Source organism: Arthrobacter sp. Y3221114 (assembly GCF_059092625.1).
On the sequence record NZ_JBNHHW010000002.1, the window covers coordinates 163,349 to 183,357 of the forward strand.

21 protein-coding genes are annotated in these 20,009 nt (G+C 67.0%); 3 read left to right on the forward strand and 18 right to left on the reverse strand.

The window, feature by feature from the left end:
- Positions 1-99 precede the first annotated feature (99 nt).
- Complete coding sequence (locus AC5RV3_RS04800; protein ID WP_494112831.1) at positions 100-1,086, forward strand: hypothetical protein; 987 nt, start codon at positions 100-102, stop codon at positions 1,084-1,086.
- 81 nt (positions 1,087-1,167) lie between these two features.
- On the opposite strand, the gene AC5RV3_RS04805 is transcribed toward AC5RV3_RS04800, so the two are convergent.
- The 16 genes from AC5RV3_RS04805 to AC5RV3_RS04880 form a co-directional block, all read right to left on the reverse strand.
- On the reverse strand, positions 1,168-3,207 hold the full coding sequence (locus tag AC5RV3_RS04805; protein ID WP_494121146.1) for an NHL domain-containing thioredoxin family protein: 2,040 nt from the start codon (positions 3,205-3,207) through the stop codon (positions 1,168-1,170).
- Entirely contained in the window at positions 3,204-5,405 is a 2,202-nt protein-coding gene (locus AC5RV3_RS04810) for a bifunctional copper resistance protein CopD/cytochrome c oxidase assembly protein (RefSeq protein ID WP_494121147.1), read from the reverse strand. Before AC5RV3_RS04810 ends, AC5RV3_RS04805 begins: the two co-directional genes overlap by 4 nt.
- Entirely contained in the window at positions 5,398-6,075 is a 678-nt protein-coding gene (locus AC5RV3_RS04815; RefSeq protein ID WP_494121148.1) for a copper resistance CopC family protein, read from the reverse strand. Before AC5RV3_RS04815 ends, AC5RV3_RS04810 begins: the two co-directional genes overlap by 8 nt.
- 36 nt (positions 6,076-6,111) lie before the next feature.
- Entirely contained in the window at positions 6,112-6,723 is a 612-nt protein-coding gene (locus tag AC5RV3_RS04820; protein ID WP_494121149.1) for a hypothetical protein, read from the reverse strand.
- Positions 6,724-6,869: 146 nt separating this feature from the next.
- Positions 6,870-7,154, reverse strand: coding sequence for an HU family DNA-binding protein (locus AC5RV3_RS04825; RefSeq protein WP_494112826.1), 285 nt, complete (start codon positions 7,152-7,154; stop codon positions 6,870-6,872).
- Between the two features lie 353 nt (positions 7,155-7,507).
- The gene (rpsN, locus tag AC5RV3_RS04830) at positions 7,508-7,813 is read right to left on the reverse strand and encodes a 30S ribosomal protein S14 (protein ID WP_493939214.1); all 306 of its coding nucleotides are present in this window, start codon (positions 7,811-7,813) and stop codon (positions 7,508-7,510) included.
- Between the two features lie 2 nt (positions 7,814-7,815).
- On the reverse strand, positions 7,816-7,983 hold the full coding sequence (gene rpmG / locus AC5RV3_RS04835; RefSeq protein ID WP_127512989.1) for a 50S ribosomal protein L33: 168 nt from the start codon (positions 7,981-7,983) through the stop codon (positions 7,816-7,818).
- Complete coding sequence (gene rpmB, locus AC5RV3_RS04840; RefSeq protein ID WP_136785732.1) at positions 7,983-8,219, reverse strand: 50S ribosomal protein L28; 237 nt, start codon at positions 8,217-8,219, stop codon at positions 7,983-7,985. Before rpmB ends, rpmG begins: the two co-directional genes overlap by 1 nt.
- A gap of 413 nt (positions 8,220-8,632) precedes the next feature.
- The gene (locus AC5RV3_RS04845) at positions 8,633-9,124 is read right to left on the reverse strand and encodes a MarR family winged helix-turn-helix transcriptional regulator (protein ID WP_494112825.1); all 492 of its coding nucleotides are present in this window, start codon (positions 9,122-9,124) and stop codon (positions 8,633-8,635) included.
- Between the two features lie 120 nt (positions 9,125-9,244).
- Complete coding sequence (locus AC5RV3_RS04850) at positions 9,245-10,027, reverse strand: SGNH/GDSL hydrolase family protein (protein ID WP_494112824.1); 783 nt, start codon at positions 10,025-10,027, stop codon at positions 9,245-9,247.
- A gap of 116 nt (positions 10,028-10,143) precedes the next feature.
- Entirely contained in the window at positions 10,144-10,482 is a 339-nt protein-coding gene (locus tag AC5RV3_RS04855; protein ID WP_494121150.1) for a YnfA family protein, read from the reverse strand.
- A 39-nt stretch (positions 10,483-10,521) separates the two neighbouring features.
- Positions 10,522-11,877 (reverse strand): transaminase, encoded by a 1,356-nt coding sequence (locus AC5RV3_RS04860; protein ID WP_494121151.1) that lies wholly within the window; start codon positions 11,875-11,877, stop codon positions 10,522-10,524.
- A 31-nt stretch (positions 11,878-11,908) separates the two neighbouring features.
- Positions 11,909-12,706, reverse strand: coding sequence for an ABC transporter permease (locus tag AC5RV3_RS04865; protein ID WP_494121152.1), 798 nt, complete (start codon positions 12,704-12,706; stop codon positions 11,909-11,911).
- Positions 12,707-12,717: 11 nt separating this feature from the next.
- Positions 12,718-13,653 (reverse strand): ABC transporter permease, encoded by a 936-nt coding sequence (locus tag AC5RV3_RS04870; protein WP_494121153.1) that lies wholly within the window; start codon positions 13,651-13,653, stop codon positions 12,718-12,720.
- Entirely contained in the window at positions 13,653-14,816 is a 1,164-nt protein-coding gene (locus AC5RV3_RS04875; RefSeq protein WP_494121154.1) for an ABC transporter ATP-binding protein, read from the reverse strand. The genes AC5RV3_RS04870 and AC5RV3_RS04875 overlap by 1 nt, the downstream gene beginning before the upstream one ends.
- On the reverse strand, positions 14,816-16,039 hold the full coding sequence (locus AC5RV3_RS04880; protein WP_494121155.1) for an ABC transporter substrate-binding protein: 1,224 nt from the start codon (positions 16,037-16,039) through the stop codon (positions 14,816-14,818). The genes AC5RV3_RS04875 and AC5RV3_RS04880 overlap by 1 nt, the downstream gene beginning before the upstream one ends.
- Before the next feature lie 368 nt (positions 16,040-16,407).
- On the opposite strand from AC5RV3_RS04880, the gene AC5RV3_RS04885 reads away from it, so the two are divergent.
- Together AC5RV3_RS04885 and AC5RV3_RS04890 are read left to right on the forward strand one after the other, a co-directional pair.
- Complete coding sequence (locus AC5RV3_RS04885; RefSeq protein ID WP_494112817.1) at positions 16,408-16,902, forward strand: Lrp/AsnC family transcriptional regulator; 495 nt, start codon at positions 16,408-16,410, stop codon at positions 16,900-16,902.
- A gap of 74 nt (positions 16,903-16,976) precedes the next feature.
- Positions 16,977-18,365: an aspartate aminotransferase family protein gene (locus AC5RV3_RS04890; protein WP_494112861.1), complete on the forward strand. Its 1,389-nt coding sequence runs from the start codon at positions 16,977-16,979 to the stop codon at positions 18,363-18,365.
- Between the two features lie 81 nt (positions 18,366-18,446).
- On the opposite strand, the gene AC5RV3_RS04895 is transcribed toward AC5RV3_RS04890, so the two are convergent.
- Both AC5RV3_RS04895 and AC5RV3_RS04900 read right to left on the reverse strand, forming a co-directional pair.
- Positions 18,447-18,638, reverse strand: coding sequence for a hypothetical protein (locus AC5RV3_RS04895; RefSeq protein ID WP_494121156.1), 192 nt, complete (start codon positions 18,636-18,638; stop codon positions 18,447-18,449).
- A 278-nt stretch (positions 18,639-18,916) separates the two neighbouring features.
- A complete protein-coding gene (locus AC5RV3_RS04900; RefSeq protein ID WP_494121157.1) occupies positions 18,917-19,972 on the reverse strand; it encodes a siderophore-interacting protein in 1,056 nt (351 codons plus the stop codon).
- Between the last annotated feature and the right edge of the window lie 37 nt (positions 19,973-20,009).

A 20,009-nucleotide genomic window follows, 5' to 3' on the forward strand; every position in this document is an offset into this window, starting at 1 on the left:
AGAGCGGCACAATTACCGGCACGTAACGCAGCCCACGCGGAACCGGGGAACCGCGCCGCCAACAGGTAACGCGTCCTGCCAGCAGGTAACGTAGTGCGGGTGGGAAATTCGACAGTGCTCAGGACCGTAGCCACGTGGCTGCTGTGCCTGATGCTTGCCGTGGCCGCTGCTGCCCTGACGATCATGCTGGTCAATGCGTTCGTGTTCAGCCCGCAGCACCAGGTGAAGGCCTACTTCAAGGCGCTGGAAGACGGCGACGGCGGTGCGGCGCTGGGTTTGCTCCACGCAACCGTGCCGGACGCCAACGCCGCCATGCTCGACGGCGCCGCACTCAAGTCCTCGGTAGAGGATCTCGAAGACCTGGAAATCGGAGATCCGGTGCCGGCGGGCGAGAACAAGGTGGACCTGCCCGTCCATTACACGGTTGGCGGTGACGCGCACACCTCGACGTTCGCCTTGGAGAAGACCGGCACGACGTGGCTCTTTTTCAACCAGTGGTCCTTCGTGCCCAGCACCCTTCCCACCATCAGCGTGGACGTGATCAACGAGAACGAAGCCTCGCTTAACGGCACCCGGGTGGCCCTGCCGGAAGGCAAGAATTCCTTTGCGGTGTTCTATCCCGGAACCTTCGAGGCCCACTACGCCAGCGACTACTTCGCCGCCCCGGTCGTCGAGTCCGTGCTGACCGGCCCGCAAAACGCACAGGACGCCCGGCTCTCGCTGGCGACGGCAGCCACGCCCAAGCTCGTTCAGGACCTGGGCGCGCAGGTCAACGCCTTCCTTGACTCGTGCGCGGAGCAGCGCGTGCTGCAGCCCTCCGGCTGCCCGTTCAGCGCAGCGATGGACCGCGTCCAGGACAGCACCATCAACTGGTCGATCGTGAAGTACCCGGACGTCAAGATAGAGCCGTTCAAGGGCAGTTGGGTCCTCAGCCCGCTGACCGGCGTCGCCAAGCTGAACGTCGTGGAGATCGATTTGTTCACCGGCGCCGCCGTCGAGCGGGAAATCGAGCAGGAGTTCGGCTTCACCGGCCGGCTGTCCGTCAATGACGGCAATGTGACCCTGACCCCCGTCGTGGAGTACTGAGTCCGCTCCACCTGAGACGCCGGAGGCGGACAGGCTGGTCCTGTCCGCCTCCGGCGTTGGCAGTCCTGCCGCGCGGCCCGCCTAGTTCAGCCCGCGCAGGTCCAGGGTCATCTCGCCGGTTCCGGAGCCAATGACCACGGGGATGCCCCAGTCCTGCTGGTACAGGTGGCAGGCGGCATGGTCCGGGATCTCGCCGCCGGGCTCGCCGTCGCAAGCCGCCGCCCGAGCGGTGATGTGCAGGACGCCCTCGCCGACCTCGTCGGACAGCACCAGCTCGCGCACCAGCCCCACGGAGGTGCCCGCGCCGGAAACCAGCAGGTTCTCCGGTGAAGAAGAGATTTTCAGCTGGGTCGGGTCTCCCCAGCGGTCATCCAGCTTCTGGCCGGAGGGGGCTGCGAAGCGGACGGTCAGCGCCAGCGGCCCGGCCGAGACCTCGGTCTTGGGCCGCTGCGTCTGGGAGGCCCCCTCGTCCACCTTCAGCGCTTCCTTGGGGAGGGGAAGCCGGACGAGCTGATGCTTGTTCGCTTCGACCACCAGCAGCAGCGGCTCGCCGCCGCCGGCCACTGCAGAGGTGTCCAACAGAACGTCGGACGGCTCGGCCAGGCCGCGCGCCAGGGTGGAGACGGTCCCGCTGCCCGGGTCGTAACGGCGTACCGCCCCGTTGTAGGTATCCGCCACGGCCACCGAGCCGTCCGGCAGGACGGCCACGCCCAACGGATGCTGCAGCCGTGCCTCGGCTGCCTCCCCGTCGCGGAATCCGAAATCGAAGAGGCCGGTGCCGACGGCGGTGGAAACCTGCGCGCGGTGCCCGCCCTTGACCTCCACGAAGGAGATCTTGCGCAGGGCGGACGTTTCCGAGTCGGCAACCCAAATTGCGCCTGCCGCATCCTCGGCCAAGCCGGACGACTGGGCGAACCAGGCCGCGGCGGCCTCGCCGTCCTGCAGGCCTTCCAGTCCGGTACCGGCAAGGATGTCGACCGCACCGGAGGACGGATCAAAGGTGAAAATCTGGTGCACGCCGGCCATGGCGATCACCACGGCCTCCAGGCGGGTGGACCACAGCACGTCCCACGGCGAACTGAGCGAGACGGCCAGCGGGTCGGCGGGAAGCTGCTCCCGGCCAGATGCGATGGCTTCTGCCAGCTCCTCCCCCAGCCCTTCCCCGGAAGCCGCTTCGTCGGCCACGGATCCGGGACCGGCTTCGGCGAGCCCGGGGGCGGTGCGCTGGGAGTCGGCATCGAGCAGCCGCTGCACTCCGCTGCCCGCGACCGTGGTCACCTCGCCGGTGGCCAGGGACAGGCCGCGGAGGCGGTGGTTCACGGAATCCGCAACAACGACGTCGTAGCCCGCCTTTTCGCGGATCCCTTCCGGAAGCAGGGCCACTCCCTGGGGCTCGTTGAACTGCGCAGCGTCGGCCGGCCCGTCCTGCCAGCCCTTCGTTCCCGAACCGTAGGTCTTGAGGACTGTCGACAGGTCCGCGGCAAGTTCCACCAGCCGGTGGTGACCGGTGTCGCTGACCAGGAAGGACCCGCCGGCGGAGCCGACGCCGTCCGGCAGCGGAATGACCTTGCCCGGGAAGCGCAGGTCGCCGGCGGTGGTTTCCGCCGGCACGTACGGCCCGTCGCCGCGGTGCAGGGTGCCCTTGGCTTCGTGTTCGGCCACCAGTTCCTCCACCAGCGACGCCAAGCCGCCGGAGTGGCCTTCGCCGGACAGGTGCGCCACAATGTAGCCCTCGGGGTCCACGACCACCAGCGTCGGCCAGGCCCGGGCGGCATAGGCCTGCCAGGTGTCCAGTTCCGGATCATCGAGCACCGGGTGGTGGATTTCGTACCGCTCCACGGCGGCGGCCAGCGCCACGGGGTCGGCCTCGTGCTCGAACTTCGGGGAGTGCACGCCAACGGTGACCAGCACGTCCTTGTACTTTTCCTCCAACGGCCTCAGTTCGTCCAGCACGTGCAGGCAGTTGATGCAGCAGAAGGTCCAGAAGTCCAACAGCACGATCTTGCCCCGCAGGTCTTCCAACCCCAGCTGCTTGCCGCCGGTATTGAGCCAGTTGCGGCCCACCAGGTCGGAGGCACGGACCCGGTAGTCGCTGCGGATGGTGTCGGCTGCCTCAGTCATCTGGTTTCTCCTTGTGCCCGGCCGGCGTCACCCGGTTCCGGAACGGGCGGCTGCCCGGTGGTCGTTGTCGGAAGTTCATGGTCGCCGGAGTCCGTGCCCGGCCCGGCGGCAGGCCTTGCTGCCCCCGGCGGGACCACGCGTGCGTCCTGCCGGGCCATCTTGGCAAACATATCGTTATAAGCCGCCAGTTCGGCGTCGTTATTCCTCTCGGCCGAACGATCTTTACGCTTTGTTTCCCGCGCGTCGGACCGCGACCAGGCAATTGCCACTCCGATGGCGATGCAGAGGGTGGGTATTTCCCCGATGCCCCACATGATGGCCCCGCCGAGTTGCTGGTCGTCCATGGCCGACAGTCCCCACTCCCGTCCCATGCTGCCGAACCAGGAGGCCTGGATCAGGGCCGTGGAACTGGTGAGGGCGACGCCGAAGAAAGCGTGGAAGGCCATCGTCGCGAACAGCAGCAACAGCCGCAACGGATAGGGCGCGCGCCGCGGCAGCGGATCCTGGCCGATCATCGAGAGGATGAACAGGTAGCCGGTGAGCAGGAAGTGCAGGTTCATCAGCTCGTGCCCCACGTGCTCGCGCAGGGCGAAGCCGAACAGCGGCGAGTAGTAGAAGATGATGATCGAGCCGGCGAAGTTCGCTGCCGTGAAGAGCGGATGGGTGATGATCGCGGAATACTTCGAATGCACCAGCCAGAGGATCCATTCGCGCAGGCCCTTGCTGCCGTCGCGGCGCGGCGGCAGCGCCTTCAGCGCCAGGGTGACCGGCGAGCCCAGCACGAGGAACAGCGGCACCACCATGGTCAGGGCCATGTGGTCCAGCATGTGCGCGCTGAAAAGCACCATCCCGTAGACTGCCGGCGGCCCCGACGTGACATAGGTGAGCGCCAGCAGGCCGACAATCCAGCTGATGGTCCGCGCCACCGGCCAGCCGTCGCCGCGCCGGCGCAGCCTGGCGGCTGCCACCAGGTAGGCGATGCCGGTGACCAAGGCGAACGTCACCCACAGCCAGTCCCACCGCCAGACGGTGAGCCAACTGCTCCCGACCAGTTCCGGCGGCAGCTCGTAACCGGTCAGGATGCGTGCGGGGGACGCGTCCAGCGGCAATTCCTCGGGCGTGGGCGGCGCGGTGCGGGCCAGCGCCGTGGCCACACCGAAGACCGCCGCCATGATGAGGAGTTCCACGGTGATCAGCTGCCAGAGGACGCGCTTGCCGGACTTCGTTCCGAGTTCGGGGATGATCCACTGCCGGTGCATGAAGCCGATTGCCCCCAGCAGCAGCGTGGCGAGGGCTTTGATCACCACGAGCACCGCATACGGGCTGGAGAGCTGGTCCAGCGAGGTGATTCGAATGGACGCGTTGATGATGCCGGAGAAGAAAACCAGGCCGAAGCTGATCAGCGCCAGCGATGAGTAGCGGCGCAGCACCTGCCCGGTGATGTCCTTGGTGCCCAGCGTCCCGGAGATGACCGCGAGCACGATGATTCCGCCCACCCAGAGGCAGGCACCCAGCAGGTGCAGTCCGATGGAGTTCACGGCCCCGTAGTGGTCGTCGCCGCCGGCCGAGTGCCCGATCAGGGCCATCGGTAGCAGCCCGCCGATGGTTGCCAGCACCAGGGTGGCTCCCAGCCCGGGGAGGGAGCGGAGTCCGAAGATCAGCGTGGCCACGACGGCGGCCACGACGGTGATGGACAGCCAGGCCTGGCCGGTCCCGATGTCCGTCATGAAGCCGATGAATCCGGCGGTGTAACTGGCGTCCCCGCTCACCGGCAGCCCGGCGACGTCGGAGAAACTGAAGACCAGCACGGCCATGGCCGCCAGTGTCCAGACGACGGCGGCGGCCGCGGCCAGCCGCAGCGCGGCCGTGAAGGCGGGATGCTCGGGGCCCTCGTCGCCGTTGTCCGGCCTGCGGCCGGGGCGCAACTGCTTGGGCAGGATTCCGACGGCGAAGAGCAGCGCGGCGATGACTGTCGCCAGGGCGGTGTTGTTGGCGGCCTTGGCCACCGGCAGCGCCCATCGGGTCAAGGCGCCGGGGTCGGAGAGTTGGCGGGTAGCGGCCGCCCCGGAGTAGAGCAGGGCGGCTGCCAGCGCCAGGACGAGGACAACCGCACCGGCCAGGACCCATCCCCTGCCGATCCCGTCGGCGGTGATGGCCGCAGGACGCCGGTCAGCTGCAGGGGTCAGCCGCTCAGCCACGACCGCCAGCGCCTCCGCCCCGCTTGCTCATCACGAAGGCGGCCAGCCCGGCCAGGATGGCCAGCGTGCCGGCGCCCAACGCGAGAAACAGTCCCCCGCTGCCGGCCCCGTCCTCTTCCCCGGCCGCCTCGGCGGTGTTGCCGGATCCGCCGGCCGCGGACGCGGATGCCGCGGGCGAGGCCGTGCCGCCGGCCGCAAGGGAGAATTTCGTGGTTCCTTCGATCGGATGGCCGTCGCTGGAGACAACCCGCCAGCCCAGCTGGTAGTCGCCGTCGGGCATGCCGTCCTGCAGGGGAATGGTGACCTCGCGGCCGCCGAGCACCGGTGCGCCGGCGGCCCAGTCGGTGCCGGCGGTGTCCAGGACCTGGGTGGTGGTGCCGATATCCATCACATTCGCGCTGAACTCCAGCACGATGCTCTCGGGCTGGACGTCGAGGACGGCGCCGTTTTCCGGGGTGGATCCGATCAGTTCGTCGTGGGCCGACGCCGGACGTGCCAGCGTCAGCGCCGCCGACAGCCACAGCAGCATGGCCACCAAGGCGGCCACGAGCAGCCGGCGCAGGGCAGCCTGCCGGGCAGTGTGGCGGGCGTCCTCGCGGCGCTGCCTGGCGGCCGAAGACCCTGAGGTGGCAACGCGGACGGGTGCAGGGGCGGTCGTATGGGGGTTCATCACGTTCTTTCGTCGGGGGATGCGCACGTGCGCCGGTCAGAAAGCGTGATGCAGGGGTGGTCCCCGGTGGCGCAGGGAAAGCAGCGGCACTCCAAGCGCGGCGAGTGTGCCGACAGCCCGTGCCCCCGGGACGGCGAGCCTGGCCAGCGGTACCGGATGCCACCTGTACAGCCGGCGCGGAATTGCCAGCGACATGGTTCCGGCCAGGGCCGCGGCCGCTTGTTCACCGCGGCGCAGCAACACGACCGTTGCAACGGCTGCGGCAAGGTGGGCGGCCAGCATCGCCGAATCCTCGGCTGCAGCCGGCGGGGCAGGTACGGCCGCCACCCATTCGCCGGGAGGCAAGGAGATGCCGTGTCCGGCATGGGCTCCGGCGCCCGGGGTAATTCCCGCAGGGGCGCCGTGGCCCATTCTGAAGAGCCGGTGGTAGATGGACTGGCTGCCCCCCACCGCGGCCAACAGGCGCGGCCAGGACAGGGACTTGCCGGCCAGGCCCACGCACACGAGCCCGGAGAGGGCGAGGGACAGTGTCCAGACGGCCAGGGCAGGCGCATGTCCTCCACCGGCAAGGTGCGACAGCGCAGCCGCGGAGGTGGCCACGGCAGCGCCAAGCCAGCCGCGCAGCAGTCGCGCTTCCCGCTGGACCATGCCCTGAGTCCTCCGTCCCGATGCTTACGGGCATGCTCATGGCGCACGCCCCGCCCGGCTATTTTACCGCCGGTAGAAGTCAAGGCGTTAAAGAGCAGGACCGCCACCGGTTGCCGGTGACGGTCCTGCGGAAGTCTGGTGGGAAACTACTTCTTGGCGACAGCAGCCTTCAGCTTGGAACCAGCGGTCAGCTTCACGCTGTGGCCTGCCGGAATCTGGATGGATTCGCCGGTCTGCGGGTTGCGGCCGGTGCGGGCCGCGCGGTCGGTGCGCTCGACAGCGAGCCAGCCCGGGATGGTGATCTTCTCGCCCTTGGCGACGGAGTTTGCGAAGATGTCGAACACTGCGTCCAGAACACCGTTCACTGCGGTCTGGCTGGTGCCGGCCTTCTCTGCAACAGCTGCAACAAGTTCACTGCGATTGATAGCCAATTTTTGTCCTCCTGGACTGCTTCGGTTTGGTCAGAGCCTCCGCAGGCTGCGGAAAAGCTACTGAGCGAAAACTTACCAGCTTGGCCGCCCGGATCCGGCAAAATCCGCGGAATCTGGCGGAATTTTTAGCGAAATACCCTGATTTTGGGCCGATTTCGCCCGGCGGGGTCCGCTTTTTGCGCCGAGAGCATATGATGGGCCGTTTCCGCGCGTCCCCGGCCGCCCGGTCCCGCGTGGCACCGCCGTCGTTCTTCCCGCCGCCTGCCCGATGCATCCCGGACATGGCAAAGGGCGGCGGTCCCGAATGGACCGCCGCCCTTTGAAGCAGCTTCACCAGGAAGCCAGCCGGATTCCTACCAGCTGGACTTCTTGATGCCCGGCAGTTCGCCGTTGTGCGCCATGGTACGGAAACGCACGCGCGAGATTCCGAACTTCTGGAGCGTGCCGCGGGGACGGCCGTCGATCTGGTCACGGTTGCGGACGCGGACCGGGGACGCGTTGCGGGGCAGCTTCTGCAGGCCCAGCCGGGCCTCTTCGCGGGCCTCGTCGGTCGCGTTGACGTCGACCAGGGTCTTCTTCAGCTCGGCACGCTTCGCGGCGTAACGCTCGACAACGACCTTGCGCTGCTCGTTGCGAGCAATCTTGGACTTCTTGGCCATGTTTAGCGCTCCTCTCGGAATTCGACGTGCTTGCGGATGACCGGGTCGTACTTCTTCAGGACAATGCGGTCCGGGTCGTTACGACGGTTCTTCCGGGTCACGTAGGTGAAGCCGGTGCCAGCGGTGGACTTCAGCTTGATGATGGGACGTACGTCCTTGTCCTTTGCCATTAGAGCTTCACACCCTTCGCGAGGAGCTCGGCAACGACTGCGTCGATGCCGCGGACGTCAATGGTCTTGATGCCGCGGGCCGAAACTTGCAGCGTAACGTTGCGGCGCAGGGACGGAACCCAGTAGCGCTTCTTCTGAATGTTCGGATCGAACCGGCGCTTGTTGCGGCGGTGCGAGTGCGAAATGCTGTGGCCAAAGCCGGGCTCGGCTCCGGTCACCTGGCAGTGTGCTGCCATGATCTCTCCTCCAGTTGTAGTAAATATTGACGGACCTGACGCAGAGACGTAAGTAAAGCGGCCTGCGAATCTGCGTGTAAGAGCGCCCGCCACCAGTTGTGACACCGTTATTACTGCGACTTTCCGGAGGTGAACCTGGCGGGGTGAGATCCAGCCGAAGTGCCTCGCCGCGGGGAAGACGGTGAAGTCAGGTGCAATAAACCGCGCATTTCCCGGGGGAAGCACGGCCTATCCGCGACCCTCAATTCTAGGTAAACACGGACGCCACGCAACGTCGTCTCCCTCTGCCTGGGCAAGGGGGTGCCAAAGTTGCGTGACTTAACGCCTCTCCATCTTAGGGGCAGCGGCGGTTTGGATCAAACCAACTGCCACCCATCGACTGCGGTTGCGAGCCGCGGTGCCGGGCGCGCGGCTCAACTGTTCAGCCGCGGTTCGCGCAGCACCCAACTGCTGGGCTCCAACTGCTGCACGATCTTCTTGCCGATGCGCTCCAGGTCCCGCACATCCTTGCGGTCCAGTCCGTCGAAAACCGCCTGGCGCACGGTTTCGACATGTCCCGGCGCCAGCGCCACGATCGCAGCCATCCCCGCATCCGTGAGCAACGCCATGGTCACCCGGGCGTCGTCGGCGCACTGCGCCCGGGAAACCCAGCCGCGGCCCTGGAGCTTCTTGACCACGTGCGAGAGGCGGGACAGCGAGGAATAGGTGCGGGAGGCCAGCTCGCTCATGGGCAGCGACCGGTCCGGCGCCTCGGACAACATGGCCAGCACGTTGTAGTCGAAGAGCGTCAGCTTGCCTTCCCGGTACAGCGGGGCGTCAAGGTTGCCCGGCAACAGGGTGGACACCGCCAGCAAGGCCAGCCATGCCTGGCGCTCTTCGGGGTCGAGCCAGCGTGCAGAAGTCATACCCCTATTCTGCCATAAAACTTGAGGCTTCAAGTGTTATGGGCCGACGGGGCGCCCGGATAAGGACCGGCTCCCGGTCGTCCCCGCGACGGGCCCGCGTCGACCCGCTTCTGCGCGACACTACCCCGGCCGGCCGGTGGCGTGGAGCCCGGTTAGCTGCGGGTACTTCGCGGTGAGCGAGTCCCCCGAGGACGTTCCGCGCAGCCGGCGCCCCATCCACGGGCCCAGGTGCTCCCGGGCCCACCGGACATTGGCGGCCATTGCGCGGCGGCGGGTCAGCGTCGCCAGGTCCGGCAGCGCCGGCAGGTCGATGATGTCCTCTGCTTGCAGCACTTCCAACACCTTCTTGGCCATCAAGGTGTGCCCGGCGGTGGACATGTGCAGGCGGTCGTCGTCCCAGTAGCGCCAGTCGCGGAACTCGCGCATCCGCCAGTAGTCAACGATTTTGGCTCCGTGCAGGTCGGCAATCTCCCGCACCCATTCGTTGTAGATGGCGGTGCGGCCGCGGGTCTTGCCGAAGACCGCCGAGGCCACCGTGTCAAAGCCGGTAAACAGCACGACGTCGGCCCCGGTGGCCGCCAGCTTGGCCACCCCGGCTTCGTACCCGGCCATCAGGTCGTCGATGTCCACCCGCGGGCGCAGGATGTCGTTGCCGCCGGCGTAGAGGGTCACCACGGTCGGCCGGAGCGCTACGGCGGCGTCGACCTGGTCGTTGAGTACCTGGGCGATCTTCTTGCCCCGGATGGCAAGGTTCGCGTAGCCCCAGCCGGTATCGGCGAGCATCAGCTGCTCGGCAACCCGGTCGGCCCAGCCGCGCACCCCATTGGGCAGGTTGGGGTCCTTGTCCCCCACCCCTTCGGTGAACGAATCCCCCAAGGCCACAAAACGCTTCGCAAAAGTCACCGGACCAGATTAACAAAGAACCGTTCCGGCAGCGGCCCGCGCGACTCCGGCCTCCGCTTGGCCGGGCAAGCGCACCGGCTCAGCGCCAGCTGACCGGCACCGCCGACCGGCACCGCTTAGCCGCCGCTGCGCGGTGCGTACATGATGACAGCAACCCCGGCGAGCGCGAGGCCGGCGCCGATGTAATCCCAGCGGTCCGGCTGGAATCCGTCCAGCAGCATCCCCCAGGCCAGTGACCCGGCGATGAACACTCCGCCGTACGCGGCCAGGACCCGGCCGAAGTTCGCATCCGGCTGCTGGGCGGCGATGAAACCGTACAGGCCCAGGGCCATCACGCCCAGGCCGGCGAACCACCAGTCCCGGCCTTCGCGCACCGCCTGCCAGACCAGCCAGGCGCCGCCGATCTCCGCGATGGCGGCGAGGACAAACAGGATGGCGGATTTGGCGATCGTCATCCAGCCAGTATCCCAAGCCGACGGCCCGGCGCGGCCGCCTCAGCGGCCCGTCAGCTCCCGGACGGCTTCTTCGAAGACCTCGTGGTGCCGTTCGACGTCGGCGCTGGTGGTTTGCGGGCACATCAGGGCCATGTTGTGGAACGGGGTGAGCAGGATGCCGCGATTGGCCAGGTACAAATGCAGGAAGTCTTCCAACCGGCCGTCGTGGCTGGCCGCCGACTCCGTGCCGTTCCGGGGGGCCGGGCTGGCGAAACGGTATTCGGCACGTGCACCCAACCGGGACACCGACCACGGCAGCGAATAAGCATCGATCAGCCGCTGCACGCCGGCGGCGAACTCCGCGGCACGCGCGGTCATGGCGGCGAAGGCCTGATCCGTCAGCACGTGTTCGAGCGTGGCCCGCATGGCGGCGACGGACAGCGGGTTTCCGGCCAGGGTGCCGCCCACACCGCCCATGTCCACCAGGTCCAGGTCGGTCCGGCCCAGTGCCCGCTCGGCCAGTTCGGCGCTGAGCCCGTAGGCGCCGCAGGGGATGCCGCCACCGATCGATTTGCCGATCACCACCACGTCCGGCTCGAGCCCCCACGCCGCCGTTGCCCCGCCGGGTCCGGCGGAGAAGGTGTGTGTCTCGTCGATGATCAGCAGGGTGCCGTGCCGGCGGGTCAGTTCCCGCACGCCGTCCAGGTAGCCCGGTTCGGGCAGCACGATGCCGATGTTGGTCAGCGCCGGTTCCATCAGCACCGCCGCCACGTCGCCGTGGGCAAGTTGACGTTCCAGGGCCGCAAGATCGTTGAACTCCGCGACCCTGCTGGTCTCCGTGACGTCCACCGGCGCCCCGACGTTGCCCGGGCGGTTCATCCCCTCGCCGTCGGGGCCGGCTACGATCAGCGATTCGTCGACCGACCCGTGGTAGCAGTACGGATTGAACAGGATCTTGCTCCGGCCGGTCAGGGCGCGGACCAGCCGGATGGCCCACCGGTTGGCATCGGTGGCGGTGAGCGAGAAGCTCCAGCGCTCCACCCCGAACCGGCGGGCGAGCTCCGCCCCGACCCACTCCGCGTCCGCGGTGGGCAGCATGGTGGCCAGCCCGCCGTCCTCGGCGGCACGCCGGATCATGGCCTCGACGGTGGGCTCCGGGGAGTGGCCGGCCATCGCGCCGGTGTCGCCCAGCGCGAAGTCCACGTATTCGAGGCCGTCCACGTCCCACACCCGGCAGCCACGGGCCCGCGCCAGATAGAGGGGGAAGCCGCCCGGCTTCTTGTTCATCCACGTCATCGGGACTTTCCCGAAGAGGTGGGAGGCGCCGTCGTACAGTGCCTTGGACTGGGGATGCTTCGCCTCGAAGTCCTGCAGTTCGCGGGCGAAGAGCACTGCCAGCCTGTTCCGGTCGATCATGAAGTGCTCCTGGTCAGCAAGCCGGCGGCGGTCAGCGTGCCGCCAACATCTTGGCGCGGCGGTGGGCGAGGATCTGCCCGCCGATGACGATCAGCAGCGCGATGATGAACATCGCCGAGCCGATCACATTGGCCTGGGCGGGAATGCCGCGGGTGGCGGCCACGTAGATGAACGTCGGGAAGGTATCCACGTTGCCGGAGTTGAAGTTGGTGATGATGAAGTCGTCGAAGCTGATCGCGAAGCTCAGCAGGGCTGCCGCCACGATCCCCGGCAGCAGCAGCGGGAAGGTGACCCGCCAGAAAGCCTGCATCGGGGAGGCATAGAGGTCCGCCGCTGCCTCCTCCAGCTTCGGGTCGAGGCTGGACACCCGGGCCTTAACCGTGACCACGACGAACGAGATGCAGAAAACGGTGTGAGCGATGATGATGGTGCCCTTGCCCAGTTCCGCGCCCACGTTCAGAAACTGCGCCAGCAGCGAGGCGCCGAGGACCACTTCCGGGGTGGCCAGCGGGAGGAAAATCAGCATGTTGGCGGTGGAATTGAACCGGAACCGGTAGCGGACCAGCCCGATTGCAATGGCGGTGCCCAGCAGGACGGCGATCAACGTGGCGACCGCGCCGATCTGGAGGCTGTTGCCCAGCGCCTGGCAGACCGCTGGGGCGCCGCACGGGTTGGTCCAGTTGTCCCAGGTAAAGGCGCGCCAGGTGAGGTTGGTGCGCCCGGCGTCGTTGAAGGAAAACACGAAAACGTAGGCGATCGGGACCAGCAGGAAGACGAACGCCAGTCCGCCGAACACAGGGACCAGCCAGCGGCCGAAGGAGTTTTTCACGTCAGGGCCCCCTACAGCAGTTCTTTGGTGCCGAAACGGCGGACGTAGATGAAGACCAAGGCGAGGATGGCCAGCATCAGCACAAAGGACAGTGCCGAGGCGCCCGGATAGTCGACGACGCGGAAGAACCGGGAGTCGACGACCTGGCCGATCATGGTGGTGTTCTGGTTGTTGCCCAGCAGCGAGGCATTAATGTAGTCCCCGGCCGCCGGAATGAACGTGAGCAAGGTTCCGGCCATCACCCCGGGCATCGACAGCGGCAGCGTGACCGTCCTGAACGTGGTGAAGCCGTTCGCGTAGAGGTCGTTGCCGGCCTCGATCAGCCGGGTGTCCAGCCGTTCCAGGTTCGCGTAGATGGGCAGCGTCATGAAGGGCAGGAAGTTGTAGGTCAGGCCGCAGACCACGGCGAAGGCGGTGGCCGTGAGCCGCCCGTCCTCCGGGAGCAGGGCAAACGTCCTGAGCACGGCGACTACCGGGCCCTCATCGGCGAGGATCTGTTTCCAGGCCTGGGTGCGCAGGATGAAGCTGGTGAAGAACGGCGCGATGATCAGCACTAGCAGGATGCCCCGCAGCAGGCCGCGACCGCGCAGCCTGACCGCAATAAGATAGGCCATCGGATAGCCGATCAGCAGTGCAGCGGCAGTGGCGACCAGCGCGAACCCGAAGGAACGCAGCAGCTCCGGCCAGTAACTGCCCAGCACCCGCACGTAGTTGTTGAATTCCAGCGCCGGCGCGAATTGGCCGATGTCGGCCCCCGGCGGCTTCGTGTAGAGCGAGGTCGCCAGCAGCGAGAACACCGGGAGCACGAAGAACAGCAGCAGGAAGAAGAAGCCCGGCAGGATCAGCCAGTAGCCCATCCGCCCCCGGCGGCGTTCCTCCTTGAGCTCGCCGCTGCCGCGTCCGTTATCCGCAGCGGGGGACTTGTCTGCGGTGGCAAGGGCACTCATCAGTCACCGTCCTCGGGCGCCCCGTACTGCGGTTCCTCGTCGCCGTCCAGGCCGAAGGCGTGCTCCGTGTCCCAGCTGAGCACCACGGCGTCGCCCGGCTGCGCCAGCTGCTGGCCGTGGTTCTGGCTGAACACGCCCACCGTGCCCACCCCGGCAACCCCTACCAAGTACTCGGTGCTGACCCCGGTGAACGAGGTGTCCAGCACCGTGCCGCGCAGGATGTTGGCTGCCTCGGCCGGCGCATCATGCGGCCACATCATCTTCAGCTTCTCCGGGCGGATGCCGATCAGCGCCTTGCCCCGGTGCACGGTCGCGCGCTCCTTGAGCACGGCCAGCCGGTTGCCGTTGGCATTGACGACGACGGCGTCGCCCCGGTCCTCGATAATCTCACCGGCGACCAGGTTGGATTTGCCCAAGAAGTTGGCCACGAAGACGGTGCGCGGCAGCTCATACAGCTCCCTGGGTGCCCCCATCTGCTCCACTTTCCCGGCGTTCATGACGGCCACGGTATCCGCCATGGTCATGGCTTCTTCCTGGTCGTGGGTGACGTGGACAAAGGTCAGCCCCACCTCGGTCTGGATTTTCTTCAGTTCCACCTGCATTTGCCGGCGCAGCTTCATGTCCAATGCGCCCAGCGGCTCATCCAGCAGCAGCACGGCCGGCTGGTTCACGATCGCCCGCGCCAGCGCCACCCGCTGCTGCTGGCCGCCGGAGAGCTGGGCCGGCCGGCGTGCGGCCAGGTGCGACAGCTCCACCAGCTCCAGCGCCTTCTTCGCCTGCTCCTGGGCGTCGCGGACCTTGCGCCGGCGCAGCCCGAACGCCACGTTGTCCAGCACGCTCATGTGCGGAAACAGGGCGTAGTTCTGGAACACCGTGTTGACCGGCCGCTGGTGCGGGCTGGTCTTGCTGATGTCCTTGCCGCCGATGCTGATGCTCCCCGACGTCGGCTGTTCCAGCCCGGCTACCATCCGCAGGGTGGTGGTCTTGCCGCAGCCCGAGGGGCCGAGCAGGGCAAAGAACTGGCCCGCCGGAATAGTCAGGTCCAGGGCATCGACGGCCACGAAGTCGCCGAACCGCTTGGTCACGGACGCCAGTACCAGATCCGCGCCGCTGTCTTCGCCGATGGCGTTGGCGTGCTCTGTCCTCAGTGGTGCCTGGGTCATCAGTTGCCGATCGCCTGCTGGAAACGGTTGCCGAAATCGGTTTCCTCATCGGCTTCCAGGCTGCGAAAGACCTTGACCTTGGCCAGGTCTTCGTCCGTGGGGAAGATCAGCGGATTGTCGACCAGTTCCGGATCGATCTTCTCCATGGCTTCCTTGGCCCCCTGCACCGGGCAGATGTAGTTCACGTAGGCCGCGACGGTCGCCGCGTTTTCCGGATCGTAGTAGAAGTCCATCAGCGCTTCCGCGTTCTTCTTGTGCGGCGAGCCGATCGGCACCAGCAGGTTGTCCGACCACAGGGTTCCGCCGGCTTCCGGGAGCGCGAATTGCCACTTGTCGCCCTCTTCGAAATTCAGCTGCGTGATGTCGCCCGACCAGCAAATCACTGCCAGCGCGTCGCCGGAGATCAGGTCTTCCTTGTAGGAGTTGCCCTTGACCTGGCGGATCTGGCCGTCGGCAATCTGCTTTTGCAGGACCTCCAGCGCAGCGTCGTATTCGCTCGTGCCCCAGTCGCCGGAAATGTCCACGCCGTTCTCCAGCATGAGCAAGCCCATGGTGTCGCGCATCTCGTCGAGCACTTCCACGCGTCCCTTGAGCTCGGGCTTCCACAGATCGGATACCGTCCGCAGCCCGCCCGGGACCGCTTCCTTGTTCCAGGCAATGCCCGCGTATCCGGACTGCCAAGTCAGGGAGTTCTTCCGGTCCGGGTCGAAGTCCACGTTCTTCAGGGTTTCCAACAGGTTGGCCGCGTTCGGAATGTTCGCGTGGTCCAGTTCCTGCGTGTAGCCGAGCCGGATCAGGCGTGCGGCCATCCAGTCGGTGAGCGTGATGATGTCCTGTCCGATGTCCTGCCCGGCGGCGAGCTGGCCCTGGACCTTCCCGAAGTACGTGTCGTTTCCGTCGATGTCCTCGGAATAGTTGGCTTGGATCCCGGTTTGCTTCGTGAAGGCCTCCAGCGACGGGTAGGTCTGGGTGGAGTCGTCATAGTCCAGGTACAGGGTCCAGTTGGCCCAGTTGACTTCCTTTTCCTGGTCAGACAGGTCTTCCGCCGGTGACAGCGCACCTGCCGAACCGGTGTTCGACGAGCCGCCCGTGCCGCCCGTGCCACACGCAGCGAGCAGGCCGGCCAAAGTCAGTCCGCCGGCGCCCATGAGGACGTTGCGGCGTGACATCTGCGCAGCGACCAGGCGGCGCAGGCGTGGGTCTTCAGGTAGTCGTTTCGGCATCTGGTGCTCCTGTTGACGGATCGGACCTCGCTGGTGCGTCGATACTTGCAGACGCCGGAGACCCCGACAATAGTTTCAGTTGTAAATTTTTGATTACACGACGAAATCCGAAGCAAGCCCTCTTCCGGAACGCCGATTGTCCTGTCGCAACGGGCACACCCGCGAAGTATGCACCCGGCGGCCGGAACTGCCGCGCCAAAAAGCTGCTGTGAGCCGCTTCACAACAGATAGTAGCCTCAAGGTCTTCGTATTTCGATAGCCGCGGCGGCTAATCTTTTCGAAATCAGCACTTGCGCTCTTCCCTGACAACGGATTCAATAGTCAGCAATCCTGCCGGTGGCGGGTATTCGCTTAGGAGGTGGATACGCTTGACCTTGCTGCCCAGCGCCGGCCACGGCCCCATCGGCAACAGCCACAGCCCTGCGGTTGACGAGGTCTCCAAGGCCATCATCGAGCAGCTGCAGGAAGACGGCCGGCGTTCCTACGCCGCCATCGGCAAGGCGGTCGGGCTCTCCGAAGCAGCCGTCAGGCAGCGCGTGCAGAAGCTGATCGACTCCGGCATCGTGCAGATCGTCGCGGTGACCGATCCACTGCAGCTGGGCTTTGCGCGGCAGGCCATGCTGGGCATCAAGACCGCTGCCGACCTGCTGGAAGTGTCGGACAAGATCGCGGAACTGGACCAGGTGGACTACTGTCTGGTCACCGCGGGCTCGTTCGACATTCTGGCCGAAGTCATTTGTGAAAACGACCAGGACTTGTTGCGGCTGGTCAACCAGATCCGCGGCATTCCCGGCGTCCTGAGCACCGAAACATTCATGTACCTCTCTCTGCGCAAGCAGGAATACAACTGGGGAACCCGATGACACAGACATCCGCATCGCCAAGCACCAGCATCCCGGGCCAAGGCACACCCGCCGGCACGACGACCGACGCCCCGATGCGCCGGACCTACACCACTCCGATGGGAACGGACCGCCAGCAGGCGGCCCGCGACCACCTGTGGATGCACATGGCCCGCCACTCACCGCTGGTTGCCGGCGGCAACGTACCGGTGATTACCCGCGGCGAAGGCCACCTCATCTACGACGACCAAGGCCGCGAATACATCGACGGTCTCGCAGGGCTCTTCGTGGTCCAGGTGGGCCACGGCCGCGAGGAACTCGCGCAGGCCGCCGCCCGGCAGGCCAAAGAACTGGCCTTCATGCCGCTGTGGTCCTACGCCCACCCGGCGGCCATCGAGCTGGCCGAACGCCTGGCCCACCACGCCCCGGGCGATCTGAACCGGGTCTTCTTCACCACCGGCGGCGGTGAAGCCGTGGAATCTGCGTGGAAGCTGGCCAAGCAGTACTTCAAGCTGCAGGGCAAGCCCAACAAGACCAAGGTGATTTCCCGCGCCGTCGCCTATCACGGCACCCCGCAGGGAGCGCTGTCGATCACCGGCATCCCGGACATGAAGGCACCCTTCGAACCGCTGGTGCCCGGCGCTTTCCGCGTTCCCAACACCAACCAGTACCGCGCACCGGCGGGCCTGGAAGACCCGAAGGCCTTCGGCCGCTGGGCTGCGGACCGGATCGGCGAGGCCATCGAGTTCGAGGGCCCGGACACCGTTGCCGCCGTGTTCCTGGAACCGGTGCAGAATTCCGGCGGCTGTTTCCCGCCGCCGCCCGGGTACTTCGAGCGGGTGCGCGAAATCTGCGACGAGTACGACGTTCTGCTGGTCTCCGACGAAGTCATCTGCGCGTTCGGCCGGATCGGTTCGATGTTCGCCTCCACCGACTTCGACTACGTGCCGGACATGATCACCTGCGCCAAGGGCATGACCAGCGGCTACTCACCGATCGGCGCGATGATCGCTTCCGACCGCCTGTTCGAACCGTTCAAGCACGGCGACACGACGTTCTACCACGGCTACACCTTCGGTGGGCACCCGGTCTCGGCCGCCGTTGCCATGGCCAACCTGGACATCTTCGAACGCGAGGGCCTGAACAACCACGTCAAAGAGAACGCCCCGGCCTTCCGCAAGACGCTGGAAAAGCTGCTGGACCTGCCCATCGTCGGCGATGTCCGCGGCGAGGGCTATTTCTACGGGATCGAACTGGTCAAGGACAAGGCCACCAAGGAGACGTTCAACGACGAAGAGTCGGAGCACCTGCTGCGCGGCTACCTGTCCAACGCGCTGTTCGACGCCGGTTTGTACTGCCGCGCCGACGACCGGGGCGATCCCGTGGTCCAGCTGGCTCCGCCGCTGACCATTGGCCAGCGCGAATTCGACCAGATCGAGCAGATCCTGCGCTCCGTCCTCATGGAGGGGATGAACCACCTCTGACCGGCAGCAAAACCCCGGTGGAGGGAGCTTATCCCCGGGGACGGCAAGGCGGCGGGTGGCCGGGCAGGGCACCCGCCGCCTTCATCCGGCTTCGCCGCGGACCTGCCGCAGCCAGGAGCGCCGTTCGGCCAGGCAAGGCTCGATGTCGGCTACGCTCTCCAGCGACACCCCCGCCGGCTCGAGCCCGGCCGCTTCGATGATGATGCCGTAGCGGCCCCGCTCGGCCCCGGGTCGCCATGCAGCAGCCCGTGCGGACCGCCGTCGAAAATCCATTCGCCGACCATGATGCCGCCATCCCAGCCGCCGAGGCCGAAACACGGCAACTCAGCAAAAGTTTCCCGAATACGCTGTTCCCCTTCGGCCACCATGGCCCAGAATCCGTCCGGGTCGCGCTGTCCATCAACGTCCATGGAGCAAGTATGGCAGCGGCCGCCTCGGTGTCGACCAAAAACCTAGTCCGCGGCCTTGGCGACCACCGGGCACGTTGACCGGCTCCCCTGTCCCCCGGCAGCCAAGTGCGCCGCGATGGAGGACGGGCGGGTACGCAACCCCTACAGTTCGGCCTTACCGGCCCGCCAATAGCCCATGAACGCCACCTGCTTGCGGTCCACTCCCACGTCCCGGACCAGATAGCGGCGCAGCCCGCGGATGACCGCCGCCTCCCCGGCAATCCACGCATAGAACGGCCGGGTGGAACCGGCGGTGGTTTCCCACAGGATCACCCGGTCGATATCCACGTCTTCGGGGTCCTCCCCCGTGGACGGGGCCAGGCCCGCTCCGGGCACAACGACGGCGGCGCGCACCGCCTCGTCCAGCAACTCCCCGTGCGGGCGGCCGCCCCGCGCCAGCCAGGAGATCTGCACGTCCGCCGCAGACCGGATGTCCTGGAAATCCGCCGGGGCGGGAACCTCGAGCACGGCGTGGCCCGTCATGTGCTCCGGGAGGCTCTCCAGGATGGCCGCGATGGCGGGAACGGCGGTCTCGTCGCCTGCGAGCAGCACGTGCGACGCCAGCCCGGGCCGCCACTCAATGCCGCCGTAGCTCTTGGCCGTCGCGCAGTTGGCCGCGGCGGCGTTCGGGCCAATGATGGTGACCTCGTCACCCGGGGCGGCAGCGGCCGCCCAGCACGACGCCGGGCCGCCCTTTCCCTCGGCATCGAAATGCAGCACAAAGTCCACGTCCAGTTCCGCGCCCCGGCCGCCTTCCGCCGGCCGGAATCCGCGGACGGTATAGGTGCGCATGGAGCCGCGTAGGGCCGGGTCCGTGGCCAGCCACTGCTGGTACCAGCCGCCGCCCAGTTCCACCGCGGTGCCGGTGGTGACCGCCGTGGCTCCCTGGGTGGCCGTGGTTCCGGGATCGGCCGCGGGCACGGGGCCGCCGAATGCCGGCAGCGGCAGCGGCAGCGGACGTCCGTCGGCGCCGGTGGACGGGATCATCACCTTGATCCGCAGATCCAGCGTCGGCCCGTCCACGCCGAAGCGGCGGAGTGATTCCCCGGAAAACGTGACGCGCCGGTAGCTCGGCGAGAGGTCCTCTACCCGGGCGACGGCGACGCCGAAGGCCAGCACGGGCACTACGGCGGATGTCTCAGTTGCTACGGCGGTCATCGTGCTCCGTATCTCCTTGTCCGTTCCATCGGCTGCG